Raw genomic sequence first — 14,439 nt, forward strand, 5'->3', positions numbered from 1 at the left:
CACCCACAAATGTAATGATTTTGCCCAATCAATGTTGCATCCTTTATCTTGCGGTACAAAAACCCTGAAAATTGCCTATTTAGACCGTGTTTGCTCACTCGTCAGGAAGCCTACCATGTACAAATCAAAACCTCCTTTGCCTTGGGGACGGTTGGATGAAAAGATGCCCAAATGGTAGTTGAAGTCATAGACAGAAGCCGTAACGGGGCGGTACTCATCATAAGTGGTATTGACGCGACTTCCCATGTTTTCGGGTTGTGACCACGTTCCGTTGGTGATTTGAGCAGAATAAATATCAAAACCTCCCAAACCACCCGCACGATTGGAAGTAAAATACAGGGTATTGTTCCAATAGCTTGTCGCAAAGTGCGGACATTTGTCGTCGGCGGGTGAAGAAAGTTGGGTGTTTTTCTTAACGGGTAGAATAGCCCTGGCTAGTAAGGTGGACAAAAGCTGGGTTTTGTCGTTGGGCAAATCGGCCTCAAAAATGTCAAAATTTCCCTCGCGGTTGGAGCAAAAATAAACTTTGCTAAAATCTGAATTGAATGTAGGATAGGCATCGTCACTCGTGCTGTTGAGCCATGCCACTTCAAAGGGGCCTTCTGCGGTGTTTTTGTCGTTGAAATTATGCACAAACTTAATTTGTAAATCCCCCGATGAATCGTCGGCATAGAGTAACAAAAATTTGCCCTCATGGCGCGTTGCCCCGCTGTTAATGATTTGTCGGTCAAACGAATAAACCACTGGCCCTAGCACATTGCACGATTGATTGGCCTTCTGTACTAAAAGCTGGTAATAAGACGCGTCGTTGGCAATATCAAGGTTGTATTGAATGCTGGCTTTGGCGTTGAGTAAGTTGGTTTTGTCGTCGTATTCTAACTCAAAAGGTTTAACAACAAGGTTAAAAAGCTCTTTACGGTCACGCTTTGAGGAAAAAATAAGATAGCCATTTCCGTAGCGGTTACCTGGTAAGGCGGAGTTGTAATCGTCAAATTCAGAATTAAAGGCTTCTAAATTGACGGGCTGCGCAAGGAATTTTCCAGTACGGTCATTAAAAATACCATTGGGACACGCAGTCATTAAACACACAATTGCAGTGGCAATTCCGAACGATAGAAGACGGTTCATGGAGGAGGTGAGTATAGTTTTTGAGAAGACGCAAAAAAGAAGCACAACGTTGGAAAGCTCATTGATTTGTTTCTTTGTGTCTCAGGGTACTCATACCCTGAGGAATGCACAGTACAAAAAAATAGCCCGAACACAAAGGCTCGGGCTTGCAAGGGGTAAGTAGAAAGCGAAAGATTAATTATCCTTAGGCGAGTTAAGAGGATACTGCGTATCTTCTTTTGGAGCTGCCTGAGGAGCGTGTTCTTGCGCGTATTTCTCGTAGTTGAGGTCTTTTTCTAAAACTTTCGTCGTAACAGGTTCCAACACAGCTTCCACGTGTTTTTCTACGGTAAATTTCACCGCATCAACGGCTGCTTGGGTACGGAGGTAATACATACCTGTTTTCAAGCCTTTCTTCCACGCGTAGAAGTGCATCGACGTAAGTTTTCCGTAGTTGGCATTTTCCATGAAAATGTTCAACGACTGCGACTGACAAATGTACGCCCCACGGTCGGCGGCCATATCCACAATCGTCTTTTGTTTAATTTCCCAAGCCGTTTTGTAAAGGTCTTTGAGGTGTTGTGGGATTTCGGCGATTTTTTGAACCGAACCGTTGTGCATCATCAGCTTGTTCTTCATCGAATCGTTCCACAAACCTTCTTTGACGAGGTCTTTGAGAAGGTATTTATTAACAACCACAAACTCACCCGACAATACGCGACGAACGTACAAGTTAGATGTAAATGGTTCAAAACATTCGTTGTTACCCAAAATTTGACTGGTAGAAGCCGTTGGCATAGGCGCTAACAAAAGTGAGTTGCGAACGCCGTGTTTCACCACATCTTTGCGAAGTTGTTCCCAATTCCAACGACCACTCTTAGGAGTAACGTTCCACATATCAAATTGGAAAGTACCTTCTGAGATAGGCGAGCCTTTCCAAGTTTGGTAAGCACCCTCTTTTTGGGCCAATTCCATTGAAGCCACCAAAGCACCGTGATAGATGGTTTCGTGAATATCTTCATTGAGGCGGCGTGCTTCTTCTGATTCAAACGGCATACGCATCAACAAGAACGCATCGGCAAGCCCCTGAATACCAATCCCGATAGGGCGGTGGCGTTTGTTGCTACGCTCTGCTTCTGGGATAGGGTAGTAGTTAAGGTCAATGATTTTGTTGAGGTTGCGGGTTACCACTTTCGTGATTTCAAACAACTTCTCATGGTTGAAATGCAAGAAACCATCCGTGCCTTGTTCTACAAATTTAGGCAACGAAATCGACGCCAAGTTACAAACCGCTACTTCGTCTGGAGAGGTAAACTCCATGATTTCAGTACACAAGTTCGACGACTTGATGGTTCCCAAGTTCTTTTGATTCGACTTGCGGTTGGCGTGGTCTTTATAAAGCATGTATGGCGTCCCTGTCTCAATTTGCGACTCCATAATCGCAAACCAAAGGTCTTGGGCTTTCACGGTTTTGCGGGCTTTGCCATCGCGTTCGTATTGAGTATATAACGCTTCAAACTCGTCGCCATAAGTATCTGCCAATCCTGGGCACTCATGAGGGCAAAGCAACGACCATGAGTCATTGGCTTCTACGCGCTTCATGAACAAGTCAGGAATCCACATGGCATAGAACAAATCACGGGCGCGGAGTTCTTCTTTTCCGTGGTTTTTCTTCAATTCTAAGAAATCAAAAATATCGGCGTGCCAAGGCTCCAAATAAATCGCAAACGAACCTTTTCGCTTACCACCGCCTTGGTCAACGTAACGTGCCGTATCGTTGAATACGCGCAACATTGGCACGATACCGTTGGAGTTACCGTTTGTGCCTTTGATGTAGCTACCTTTTGCACGAATGTTATGAATACTCACCCCAATTCCCCCTGCTGACTGCGAAATAAGCGCGCATTGCTTGAGGGTGTCGTAGATACCCGCAATGCTATCTTCCTTCATCGTCAACAAGAAGCAGCTTGACATCTGTGGTTTCGGCGTTCCTGCGTTGAAAAGCGTAGGAGTAGCGTGGGTAAACCATCTTTCTGAAAGCAAGTTGTAGGTTTCAATCACCGAATCTAAATCTTCTAAGTGAATGCCTACCGCCACGCGCATCAACATGTGCTGAGGGCGCTCCGCGATTTTGCCGTTTATTTTTAAAAGGTATGATTTCTCCAGCGTTTTATACCCAAAGTAGTCGTAGCCGTAGTCGCGGTCGTAAATAATGGTTGAGTCGAGCAAGGCGGCGTGTTTGCGAATCACGTCATAGGCTTCTTTCGAAATCAACGAAGCATTTTCGCCCGTTTTGGGGTCGGTATAAGTATAAAGTTGCTTCATCGTTGCCGAGAACGACTTCAGCGTGTTTTTGTGCAAATTGGAAATAGCAATACGCGCGGCCAAGATGGCGTAATCGGGGTGCTTCGTGGTCATGGAAGCGGCAGTTTCGGCAGCTAATACATCCAATTCGGCCGTAGTTACACCGTCGTAGATACCAGATACCACTTTTTTTGCCACTTCAATTGGTTGAACGTAAGCAGCTTCCAGTCCGTAGCACAACTTCTCTATGCGGGAAGTGATTTTATCAAATTTGACCGATTCACGGCGGCCATCGCGTTTAACAACATACATAGGTACTTCGTATTTTTATTGGGGTTATCTTCTGTTTGGTACTGATTTGGTTTGAAAAGCACAATTCGCTTTTGCAAGTGCCTGAGAGAGCACCTGAAAGGGGAAATAGCTTGTCATTGGTTTTGCGAAATTACAAACGTTTTATGAGTGACCCTAATCAAAAAAAATGATGTCGGTTCACAGCTTATACCGTCGTATAGTGTTCAGAAATTAGTAACGAATTTGCTATTAGCAGGTTACGAGTCTCTTGGTTAGGGCATTCAATTTTGAAAAATCAAGAAAAAAAAATACAAAAATTTAAGAGAGTATCGTAGCCCATTAAATCGCTATGTTTGGAGCTTTTCGTGGTACAATTTACGACGAACCTTTGGGTTCATTCAACTTTTTGGGAGTTTTTTTTTCGATGAATTTATCAAACGGTATTTTCTCCCCATTTATTAGGCATATCAAAAAGAAGTGTTATACCGTATCATACCTCCAAAGGGGAAAAATGTCTCCTTTTTTAAATTCATTTTGTTCGCTTGGTAATTCCAAAAATCCTTGATTTTCAGTGAGATTGGCAAAATCTCCTGAGCCGTGTCCAGTCACAGGGTGTGCCATAAGAATTGCTTTTTCTTGGTATATCTGAACCTGCAAAAAGTAAGTTAAATTGGAGGTGTAAGTATAATTTTGGTCAAGAACGGCATACGTATTATCAAGTGCTGGTAGCCCTAACGACTGGCGTAACCACGGAATAAAATACCGTCTCGCGCACAGAAATGAAGAAACGGGGTTTCCTGGCAAAGCAAAGACAACGTTACGGCCTTTTCGCCCAAACCAGAAGGGCTTTCCTGGTTGCTGGCTCAGTTTATGAAAATATTTCTGGACGCCTTCGGCTTGAAGGGCTTTGGGAATAAAATCTTTTTTCCCTTGCGATACCCCACCGCACAAAATGAGGACGTCGTATTGCTGTAGGGCTTTTTGAATGGCCTGTTGCGTGGTGGCCAAGTCGTCGGGAATGTGAATAAAATCTACCTCGATTTGGTACGGTTTGAGCAAAGTGGCGATGCAGTGAACATTCGAGCTTCGAATCTGGTGAGGAAGCGGTGTTGCCTCAACGGGCACTAGCTCGTCGCCCGAAGTAATAATAACGACCGATGGCAGTTTTTTTACCATCACTTCCGTCGCACCAACGCTGGCAGCAATGGCGATTTCGGGTGGACCTAAAAACGTGCCTGCGGGAACAATAGCAGCACCCGCCATGCGGTCTTCGCCCCGAAAGTGGACATTTTGTTTCTCGCGAACGGTAAATTTAAGTTGTGCTACTCCGTTTTCTATTGTTACGTCTTCGTATTTGATGACCGTGTCGGTATGGATGGGAAGCGAAGCCCCCGTCATTACCTCAATGCAAGCGGTAGCGTCTTGAAGCGTATGTTGCACGTCGCCCGCAGTTTGGGTACTTTCAATCCGAAAGGTACGTTGACCGTTTTGGAAACTTTGCCATTGAATCGCAATTCCGTCCATTGTCACGCGGTCGAAAGGTGGAAAGTCGCGGTCGGCTACGAGCGGCTCGGCCAGTACACGGCGATAGGCGTCAGTAAAAGCAACGGTCTCGGCACCGTAGTCGAGGGTATTTTCTAAAATGATGCGTGTGGCATCGTTTACAGATGTCAAGTCCATGGTAAATAAATCAATCGCGTTCGTGAATGGGGGTTGTGCGAAGGCGTAAAGCTTCTCCCGTACGTTGGGAAAAAACAGCGCGTATCTCGGCCAAAATCGACAAGGCAATTTCTTCGGGCGAAATAGCGCCTATGTCCAAACCTACGGGGGCGTGAATTCGTTCGCTTTCGGCTTTTGAAATAACAATCCCTTCTTCAGAAAGTTCTTTAAGGATTTTTTCGGAACGGACTTTGGGCCCCAACATCCCCACGTAACTCGCCGCCGTTTGTAGCACTTTGGGAAGGTTGTATTTGTCCGTCTTAAAATCGTGCGACATGAGAATAATAGCCGTATGTTCGTCAATTAAAATGGTGCTAAAATCGGCTGGGGTCACAATCGCATTGGTAACAGCCACCAATTTAGACATCAGTTTCTGAGGATTGGCAACGATGGTTGTCCGCCAACCAATTTCTTTGGTAAGACGAGCCAATGGTAGCACATCGTATTGGTGACCCATCAATACAAGGTGAATTTCTGGAGGAAGAATTTCGATGAACAATTCAAGCGTTCGGCCGTCGGGGAGGTCAAACGCCTTGGGACGAGAACGCCCTTTTTCGGCATACACCTCTATGGTATGGGTAAGTTCTGCCTGAAGGCTTGGGTTGTCTAAAAATGCCATACTTTCAGGGCCTGTATAACGGATCATCGTTCCTGCTTGTAAGCCTTGGTAGTCGTCTTCTAACCCAATCACCGTTAATAGAATGTGCGTCTGACGGCGTTCGTTCATGCAGCTTTTGAGAATTTCAACGGGATTATTAGCATCCTCAAACGAAAGGGGAGTCAATAAAACGTCAATGACCCCGTTGCATCCCAATCCCACGCCAATCTGGTGTTGGTCGTCTTCGGTAGTGTCGTAGGTCACTAAGCTCGCTTGCGATTTGGCAATGGCGAGGCGTGCTCGTTTGAGGGCATCGCCTTCTAAGCAGCCCCCGCTGATGCCACCTACCCACACGCCGTCGTCCATGACAAGCATACGGGCACCCGTACGACGATACGACGACCCTTCGACGCGCACAACGGTGGCGAGGGCGGCTTTGGTAGTGCTTCGGTCGAGGCCGTCGTAGGCTTCGATGATGGCTTTGATTTCTTTCATGTTAATGTGCTAATTTGTCTTGGTAAGAGCCACAACAAAAATAGAGGATTCCCCATTCTCACCAATGATATTCGTTAGCATTGGTCAAATTCGTTCCCGATATTTGTGCCCAAAGCAATTATTAACAAACCGAGAATGAAGACAATTGTTGTGTATTGTGGGGCAAACGCGGGCAAGCGACCTGAGTATTTTCAAGCAGCCGAGGAAGCTGGGCGTGCGTTGGCCAACCGAGGTATAAGTTTGGTCTATGGAGGAGGAAATTTGGGGTTGATGGGGGCCGTTGCGGATGGTGTGCTGGCAGGAGGACAAAAAGTAACGGGTATTATTCCTAATTTTTTGGCCGAACTAGAAGTGGCGCACAAAACACTCACCGAGATTCACTTTGTGGACACAATGCACGAGCGTAAAGCCAAAATGGTTTCTATGTCAGATGGAGTCATTGCGCTTCCTGGCGGTTTCGGAACCCTCGACGAGTTGTTTGAAATTCTGACGTGGACGCAGTTGAAAATTTTTCATGGGCCAGTCGGGGTATTGAATGTCAATGGTTTCTACAATCACTTATTAGCCCACATCGACCACATGGTGGAAGAAGGTTTTTTGAAAGCAGAAAATCGTCAATTATTGTTTGTAGCGGATAACATAGAGGAGTTATTAGACAAAATGATGGCGTTTGAACGGAAGGAAACTAAGCTTGAGTTGAAGAATATTCAGCAGGGGTAAGAGTCAATCAAAATGCTCAAAAATATGTCAGAGATGAAGCTAAAGTCCTTTACGATTAAAGGATACAAATCAATAAAATCAATTGAAAATTTTGAACCGAAACCTATTAATATTTTAATAGGGCCTAACGGAGCGGGGAAAAGTAACTTCATTTCTTTTTTTAAGTTTTTGAGTTGGATACTGAATTCTGATGGCAAGCTTCAAGAGCATGTGGCTTATTTGGGGGGGGCGAACGATATTTTGCACGATGGGGCCGAGGTGACAAAAACAATTGAGGCCGATTTAGTCGTTGAAACGGAAAATTGGGTAAACGAATATTCCTTTAGCTTAATGTTTGCCCGACCTGATAAATTAGTGTTTCGTGAAGAAAAACATCGGTCTTCGGCCAGAAACAAAATAAAGCAAGCAAATTGGGTTAGTCTTGGTGTAGGTCATGAAGAAGCAAGACTACCTCAAACACTTTCCCCTTATGCTGATACGATTCTTAATCTGCTTAGAAAATTGGTTGTATATCAATTTCATAATACCAGTGATACCGCACCTATGCGTTTGAAATGGTCGGTGGCAGATGGTAGGGGGCTTAAACAAAATGGTGAAAATTTGGGAAGCTTTTTGTATCGTATTCAGCAAGATGAGCGACCTTATTATCTGCGAATTGTCAAATATATTCGATTGGTTTTGCCCTTTTTTGATGACTTTGATTTATACGAAGAGTTTGGTCAAATTCTACTGCGTTGGAAAGAAAAAGGAACAAACAAAGTTTTTAACGTTGGACAAGCCTCTGACGGAATGCTACGAACGATTGCTTTGATTAGCCTATTGGCGCAAAATCCCAAAGATTTACCCGCCGTATTGTTCTTGGACGAACCCGAGTTAGGCTTACACCCAAGTGCAATCGATGCGGTTGCAGGCTTGATAAAGGTTGCTTCTAAACATTGCCAAGTATTTGTGGCCACGCAATCTATTAGCCTTGTGAACAACTTTGAGCTAGATGATTTGGTGGTGATTGAACGAAAAGGCCGTAGTTCTGAATTTCATCGGCCAGATTCAGATAGTTTAGAAGTATATCTTGAAGAGTTTTCTACGGGACAAATTTGGGAGAAAAACATCATAGGAGGAAGACCATGAAGTTCGTAAATATTATAGTTGAGGGGACTTCTGAGGAGGTTTTTGTAAACGATGTTTTGGTAAAGCATTTTGCTCCGTTGGGTATTTTTGTGTCTGCTAGAAAAGTAAGAACAGGATGGGATAAAGTGAACAACAAACCTGCAAAAGGAGGTATATCAACGTATGCAAAATTTAGAAATGAAATAATCAGATGGATAATAGCTGACCGAGGCCGTGTTGATACATTTTACACAAGTTTTATTGACTTGTACGCCTTTCCAAAAGATTCGGAAAGCCCTTATACAAAAGACTTACAAAGTATTGAAAATGCATATCAAAAAGTGGAAGCGTTAGAATCGGCTATTGCTGCTGATATCAATCACCCCAATTTTGTTCCTTATATACAATTACATGAGTTTGAGGCGTTCCTTTTAGCTAGCCCAGATAGGTTGCTAGGAATGTATCCTGATGAACAAACTGCTATTGGTAGGTTGACAAAAGAGATTGCTTTGATGCCTCCTGAAGAAATCAATGAATCTCCCCAAATGGCTCCTTCTAAACGAATCATTCGTTACATTCCCGATTATGAAAGTCAAAAAGCTCAAGTCGGACCAATGGTGGCAGAAGATATTGGCTTAACCCTATTACGGGAAAAATGCCCTCACTTTGGTGAGTGGATAACAAAATTGGAAGCGGTTTAATTTTAGCATTATAAAACAAGTCCCGTTGGTTGCTCAAAACCAACCCCGAGGACGCTCAAATCTTCGTTTTTAATCAAAAATCAAGAGAAACATGTCAAAAATAGTGCAAGATATACTGGCAGGTGTGGCTACCTTGTCGGTTCAGGGAGATGTAACGGTTGCCATTACGGGTATCGAATTTGATTCTCGAAAAGTAACCTCAGGAAGCTTGTTCGTAGCTCAGAAAGGAACGCAAGTCGATGGGCATCAATTTATCCCGAAAGTCATTGAAATGGGCGCGGCAGCAGTGCTTTGTCAAGATATTCCGACAGAATTGGCCGACGGTGTCGTCTATATACAAGTGGATGATTCTGCCCGTGCCATGGGTCAAATCGCGTCCAATTTCTACGATAACCCGTCGGCGAAGCTTAAATTAGTAGGTGTAACAGGAACCAACGGAAAGACATCGTCCGTGACCTTGTTGTTCAAACTATTCCGCCAATTAGGTCATCGGGTTGGGTTACTTTCGACGGTGCAAAACCAAATCGACGACGATATTATTCCGTCCACCCATACTACGCCCGATTCGGTTAAAATCAATGAGTTGTTGGCCGAAATGGTTCGTCGCGGGTGTTCATATTGCTTTATGGAAGTGAGTTCACACGCGGTGGCACAGGAGCGCATCGCGGGGCTGACGTTTGCGGGAGGAATCTTTACCAATATCACCCACGACCACCTTGATTTTCACAAAACGTTCGATAACTACATCAAAGCCAAAAAAGGATTCTTTGACCAGTTGCCTAAAACGGCCTTTGCACTCGTCAACATCGACGATCGCCGTGGGGGGGTGATGGTGCAAAATACCGCAGCTCGCAAAGAGACTTATTCGTTACAAACCGTTGCCACCTTCAAAGGTAAACTCATTGCTGATAGCCTTTTTGGTCTTCAAATGGACGTGGACGGACAAGAAGTTTGGTTTAAACTGATTGGGAAATTCAATGCCTACAACCTATTAGGTGTATATGGCGCGGCTATTTTGTTGGGCGAAGATACCGAACAAGTACTGACGGCGCTGTCGGCGGTTACGCCGCCACCAGGTCGTTTTGAGCAGGTCGTAAGTCAGAGCGAAGTGGTGGGAATTGTGGACTATGCCCACACGCCCGATGCCCTACAAAACGTTCTCGAAACCATCAACGAACTTCGCGAAGGTGACCAACAGGTAATTACCGTAGTAGGCTGTGGCGGAAATCGGGATGCGACCAAGCGCCCCGAAATGGCGCGAATTGCCTGCGAATTGAGCAATAAAGTGATTCTAACGTCGGATAATCCGCGCAACGAAGACCCTTTTGCGATTTTAGAGCAAATGCAAGCAGGCGTTTCGCCCGTTGACTTTAAGAAAACCAAAACCATCGAAGACCGCCGCGAGGCCATTCGGTATGCGGTGTCGTTGGCCCAGCCGCATGACATCATTTTGGTAGCGGGCAAAGGCCACGAAACCTACCAAGAAATCAAAGGCGTAAAGCATCATTTTGACGATAGGGAAGAGTTACGGGCGGCGTTTGAGTAACCAGCCAATGTGAAAATTTTGTAACTTTACGTAAGTTCAGAAAAGGAGAAACGCTATGGCCACTACAACACAAACCATTCCCCAAAGCCTTATTTATGAGGAGTTTGGCGGTCGTGTCTATTATCGTAAAGGATACCGTAAAGTATTGTTAGGACTCAAAACGGAAGAAGAAATTATAGGAAGTAGTTTTTTACAAGGCTTGATGATACAAGCACTCGTACATTTTCTAAAAAATCTTTTACCTAAAAAACAGTTTTGGGTGCCTACAAACGAAGTTGGATTGCATTTGCGGAAGAATGTCAATTTTTCGGGAGACATTCTCATTTGTGAAAAATCAAAATCACCTCATCCTTGGACAGATACTTACACTCCTGTCCCTCCTAAATTCATTATCGAAGTGGATGTGAAAATTGATGCTAAAGCCGAAAATGAGGAAGAAGGCGGGACGGAAGCAGATTATATTCTTCAAAAATCGCAAGAATTGTTGACTTTTGGGGTGGAGGGAATTGTATGGATTTTGACGAAAAGTCGTCAAATTTTGGTGATACGCACCCACAAAAATGTAGAAGTATATGCTTGGAGCGAGAGCGTTCCGCTGTTTGATGACTATACGTTTTGCTTGCAACAAATTTTAGAAGACGAAGAGATTTTGCCAGTTACATAAAGGTTTTAGGGGGCATTCAATCTCCTAAAATCTCCCTTTCCACAAAAAACATCCCTTTCTCTCCGCGATTTTTGATGTCTTTTTTGCCACGGTCGGAGCAAATAAAATGCGCTTTGACCAGCTCGTACGTATCTTCCGAAATATTGACTTTGCCAGGAAGACTCGCTGATTCCATGCGAGATGCAATGTTGACGGTATCCCCCCAAAGGTCGAAGGCAAATTTCTTTTCTCCCACAATTCCTGCTACTACTTCCCCCGTGTGAATCCCGACGCGGGCTTCAAAAAAAGGCAAATTTTCGTGGAGCCGTTGCTGTTTGCGGGCTTCGATAAATTCTTGCAGCTCAAGCGCAGCCCGTACGATACGCACGTGAGCGTCGGAGTCGGGCACGGGTACGCCACCTGCGGCCATGTAGGCATCGCCAATGGTCTTTATTTTTTCAATCTTATTGTTGCCCATAATTCGGTCAAAACGCTTGAAACAGTAGTCTAGCTCAGCGACCAGTTCTTGGGGCGGGAGTTTTTCGGCCAAAAATGTAAAGCCCACAAAATCAGAGAACAATACACTTACTTCTTCGTAATGCTTTGCTTCGGCGGCGCCGCTTTTCTTGAGCTCATCGGCTACTTCTTTGGGCAGAATGTTGAGCAGTAGGTATTCCGATTTGTTCTTTTCTTCCTCAATAATTTTAGAATATTTTTTGACATTCAGCAGGCTTCGGTAAATACCAAGAGCTACTACCAAAACCCCAAATACCACCACAATCAGTAAATTCCGTTGGCTTTGTTGAAGTTCGACTTCTGCTTCTTGCCGTCGAAGTTGGTCTTCTTTTTGGGTCAGAATTTTTTGTTGGTCGCTGATTTTTAGGGAGTCAATAACTTTGGTAAACGAAATAGAATCGAGCAGTTGTTTTTGTCGCAAGAGCATCAATTGGATTTTCATTTGCGCCTCACTCATGAGTTTGAGGCTTTGGTTGCGGACAACAAGCTGCGAATCCAGAAAGTGCTGTTGAACATCCAACGCCTTTTTTTGCTGGTCAAGGGCGTCGATTTGAGAGGACAAATTTTGATTTTTCCACTCTAAAAATTGCTTTTCGTTTTCTACTTTTTTCTTCTCTTCCGAAACTTTGTCTTTTTCCTTTGAAACCGCTTCTAACTCTTTATTTTTTTTGTTGCCAAAAAGCCGCCACCCCTTTTTTTTCGTCGTAGCTGAGTCGGTTTTGCTCTTTTGCGCTGCTAAAGGATGAGTAAGTGTCAATACCAATAACAATATCCAAAGACGTCTTTTCATAATGTGTGGATTACCTGAAGGACTCAAGCGTCGTTTTTAATTGTTCATCAATTGCTTCAATGGCAGTTTGGTAGCCGATTTCAACGATTTTTTCGTACGATTTCCAATCTATGATGCCAAAACTGCTCACATTGGGGTTGATGTACAGGTCACAGTAAGGCTTGTATTGGTTGGCTTTAAAATCACTAGAAATGGTGGTTGATTGAAAAATTACGGACATCATATTAGGGATTCTTGTTCCCGTACTTTGCCCCATGACCCGCCCTTTGAACGCTTGCCACGTACCACCTGATTGGTAATCTTCATTTTTTTGAAGCGTACGCTGCACATTCATATCGACCGAAATTACTTTTCCCACCCCCTGCGCCAGCATAACATCTACGGGCGTATTGTTAAAAATGCCACCGTCCACCAGCAAGCCTTCTTCGTCAATCACTGGAGGTAAAATACCTGGCAGCGAGATGCTGGCCCGTACGTATTTTCGCAATTTCCCTGCTTGATGAATCATGGCTTCGGCTTTGGTGAGGTTACTAGAAATACAATAAAAATTGCGCCACAAATCTTCGATTTCGACGTCGCCGCAATATTTTTCTAAAATTTCCTCCACTTTCTTCCCTTTAATCAGCGAAAAGTAGGGAATCAGGTTAAAATCAGCCGTCGGATTTTTTCCCTCTACGTAGATTTTACGCATCACTTTGTCAAGCGTTTCAGCAGAATACCCCATGGCAATAAAACTGCCAATGATGGAGCCCATGCTTGTTCCCCCCACAAAATCGACGGGAATACCACGTTCTTCCAAGGCGCGATACACCCCCACATGCACAAAGCCCCGCGCCCCGCCTCCCGATAGCACCAACCCGACGGATTGGCCCATGAGATAGCGTCTAATGCGCTCAACGTCGGAGGGGTTGTCTTGTTCTACGTGGAAATGCCGCTGAACTCGCCTGCTTCGTAGCCAGCTGGAGGTCTTGGTTGGAAACTCAGCCATGGGAGGATGAAGCAATACCAGCGTTTTGTTGACACTTGAGGGGCCTGTATATAATAAGGCTATTTCGGCAGCGCTCGGTCCCGAGCTGTATTGACTTTCAGAAATAATTAGCACTTTATCCGCCTGACGAACGCAACGTTTGGCCCATTCGCTGGTGAGGGTGTCGGCCTCGTAAAAAACATAATTGTACTGAGCTTCTTGTTCATCGAGCCAATTACTGAGCAGTCGGTAATTAGCCACGTCTGTTTTTTCTACATTCGCAATGTGTGGGTCGTTAAAATGCTGGCTAATCCGCTCAATGGATAAATAGGAACAACTTGCCTTTGGATGAAGTGCTTTGAAAACTGCCTGACAAAATGCTTTTTCGGCAGGAGAATGATGCAGACAAATGAGGGCAACGTTGGTGATTTTGTAGTTCGTTTTTTTGGAAAGATTTTGCCGATTTAGTCGCTCAATAATCAAATTGGTGATGTTGAGAACGACTTTTGGCGACACCATGATGATTTTTTCAAAGGCGGTTTTACTGATTTTTACCAAAACAGAATCACGGATGGCGACGATACTCGCACTGCGCGGAGACTCAGTAAAAATCCCCATTTCTCCCACCGTTTCTCCTGGCGGAATTTCACCCAAGGGTATTTCTGACCCGTCGTCGGTCGGAACATACGCCCGTAGCCGTCCGCTGAGTACGCCATACAAACAATCCGCTTCATCGTTTTTATGGAATAAAATTTCTCCCCCCGCTATTTCTTTCCATTCTAATAAATCAACGACTGATTCAAAAACATCCATTGGGAGTTCTCCAAAAATGCGGGTCAGCGTAATTTGGAGTAATTCGTAGTAAACAGCTTTTTGCATAGCCAAATATATCCCTAACTTCAATGATAGTCAAGCAAGGAGTATATATTTCTAGT

The 14,439-nt window shown here is 44.4% G+C and carries 11 protein-coding genes; 5 read left to right on the top strand and 6 right to left on the bottom strand.

Translation table 11 applies throughout. The features are described 5' to 3' along the window. Positions 1-75: 75 nt before the first annotated feature. The 4 genes from AC23P2_RS18910 to AC23P2_RS18925 all read right to left on the bottom strand — a co-directional run bounded on the left by AC23P2_RS18910 (position 76) and on the right by AC23P2_RS18925 (position 6,514). Positions 76-1,128: a TolB family protein gene (locus tag AC23P2_RS18910; protein ID WP_487774644.1), complete on the bottom strand. Its 1,053-nt coding sequence runs from the start codon at positions 1,126-1,128 to the stop codon at positions 76-78. Between the two features lie 174 nt (positions 1,129-1,302). Then, a complete protein-coding gene (locus AC23P2_RS18915) occupies positions 1,303-3,723 on the bottom strand; it encodes a ribonucleoside-diphosphate reductase subunit alpha (RefSeq protein WP_487774645.1) in 2,421 nt (806 codons plus the stop codon). A gap of 459 nt (positions 3,724-4,182) precedes the next feature. Continuing rightward, on the bottom strand, positions 4,183-5,382 hold the full coding sequence (locus tag AC23P2_RS18920; protein WP_487774646.1) for a molybdopterin molybdotransferase MoeA: 1,200 nt from the start codon (positions 5,380-5,382) through the stop codon (positions 4,183-4,185). A gap of 10 nt (positions 5,383-5,392) precedes the next feature. Next, the gene (locus AC23P2_RS18925) at positions 5,393-6,514 is read right to left on the bottom strand and encodes an XdhC family protein (protein WP_487774647.1); all 1,122 of its coding nucleotides are present in this window, start codon (positions 6,512-6,514) and stop codon (positions 5,393-5,395) included. A 135-nt stretch (positions 6,515-6,649) separates the two neighbouring features. Between AC23P2_RS18925 and AC23P2_RS18930 the strand changes: the two genes are divergently transcribed. From AC23P2_RS18930 to AC23P2_RS18950, 5 genes are all read left to right on the top strand, one after another. Then, entirely contained in the window at positions 6,650-7,234 is a 585-nt protein-coding gene (locus AC23P2_RS18930) for an LOG family protein (protein WP_487774648.1), read from the top strand. 33 nt (positions 7,235-7,267) lie between these two features. After that, entirely contained in the window at positions 7,268-8,362 is a 1,095-nt protein-coding gene (locus AC23P2_RS18935; RefSeq protein ID WP_487774791.1) for an AAA family ATPase, read from the top strand. Next, complete coding sequence (locus AC23P2_RS18940) at positions 8,359-9,042, top strand: DUF4276 family protein (RefSeq protein ID WP_487774649.1); 684 nt, start codon at positions 8,359-8,361, stop codon at positions 9,040-9,042. The genes AC23P2_RS18935 and AC23P2_RS18940 overlap by 4 nt, the downstream gene beginning before the upstream one ends. 91 nt (positions 9,043-9,133) lie before the next feature. After that, complete coding sequence (locus AC23P2_RS18945) at positions 9,134-10,588, top strand: UDP-N-acetylmuramoyl-L-alanyl-D-glutamate--2,6-diaminopimelate ligase (RefSeq protein ID WP_487774650.1); 1,455 nt, start codon at positions 9,134-9,136, stop codon at positions 10,586-10,588. 55 nt (positions 10,589-10,643) lie between these two features. Beyond that, a complete protein-coding gene (locus tag AC23P2_RS18950) occupies positions 10,644-11,252 on the top strand; it encodes a hypothetical protein (RefSeq protein ID WP_487774651.1) in 609 nt (202 codons plus the stop codon). 16 nt (positions 11,253-11,268) lie between these two features. On the opposite strand, the gene AC23P2_RS18955 is transcribed toward AC23P2_RS18950, so the two are convergent. Both AC23P2_RS18955 and AC23P2_RS18960 read right to left on the bottom strand, forming a co-directional pair. Further along, positions 11,269-12,537 (bottom strand): adenylate/guanylate cyclase domain-containing protein, encoded by a 1,269-nt coding sequence (locus tag AC23P2_RS18955; protein WP_487774652.1) that lies wholly within the window; start codon positions 12,535-12,537, stop codon positions 11,269-11,271. 10 nt (positions 12,538-12,547) lie between these two features. Continuing rightward, positions 12,548-14,383 carry a patatin-like phospholipase family protein gene (locus tag AC23P2_RS18960; protein ID WP_487774653.1) on the bottom strand — a complete coding sequence of 612 codons (1,836 nt, stop codon included), beginning with the start codon at positions 14,381-14,383 and terminating at the stop codon, positions 12,548-12,550. Positions 14,384-14,439: the final 56 nt, after the last annotated feature.

Source organism: Runella sp. R0.1_18 (genome assembly GCF_057652155.1).

What these genes read in the sequence shown, in the direction of transcription:
- AC23P2_RS18935 (WP_487774791.1), top strand. Translation starts at nt 7,268, where the DNA reads ATGAAGCTAAAGTCCTTTACGATTAAAGGATACAAATCAATAAAATCA.
- AC23P2_RS18945 (WP_487774650.1), top strand. Translation starts at nt 9,134, where the DNA reads ATGTCAAAAATAGTGCAAGATATACTGGCAGGTGTGGCTACCTTGTCG.
- AC23P2_RS18950 (WP_487774651.1), top strand. Translation starts at nt 10,644, where the DNA reads ATGGCCACTACAACACAAACCATTCCCCAAAGCCTTATTTATGAGGAG.
- AC23P2_RS18960 (WP_487774653.1), bottom strand. Translation starts at nt 14,383, where the DNA reads ATGCAAAAAGCTGTTTACTACGAATTACTCCAAATTACGCTGACCCGC.
- AC23P2_RS18915 (WP_487774645.1), bottom strand. Translation starts at nt 3,723, where the DNA reads ATGTATGTTGTTAAACGCGATGGCCGCCGTGAATCGGTCAAATTTGAT.
- AC23P2_RS18925 (WP_487774647.1), bottom strand. Translation starts at nt 6,514, where the DNA reads ATGAAAGAAATCAAAGCCATCATCGAAGCCTACGACGGCCTCGACCGA.
- AC23P2_RS18910 (WP_487774644.1), bottom strand. Translation starts at nt 1,128, where the DNA reads ATGAACCGTCTTCTATCGTTCGGAATTGCCACTGCAATTGTGTGTTTA.
- AC23P2_RS18920 (WP_487774646.1), bottom strand. Translation starts at nt 5,382, where the DNA reads ATGGACTTGACATCTGTAAACGATGCCACACGCATCATTTTAGAAAAT.
- AC23P2_RS18930 (WP_487774648.1), top strand. Translation starts at nt 6,650, where the DNA reads ATGAAGACAATTGTTGTGTATTGTGGGGCAAACGCGGGCAAGCGACCT.
- AC23P2_RS18940 (WP_487774649.1), top strand. Translation starts at nt 8,359, where the DNA reads ATGAAGTTCGTAAATATTATAGTTGAGGGGACTTCTGAGGAGGTTTTT.
- AC23P2_RS18955 (WP_487774652.1), bottom strand. Translation starts at nt 12,537, where the DNA reads ATGAAAAGACGTCTTTGGATATTGTTATTGGTATTGACACTTACTCAT.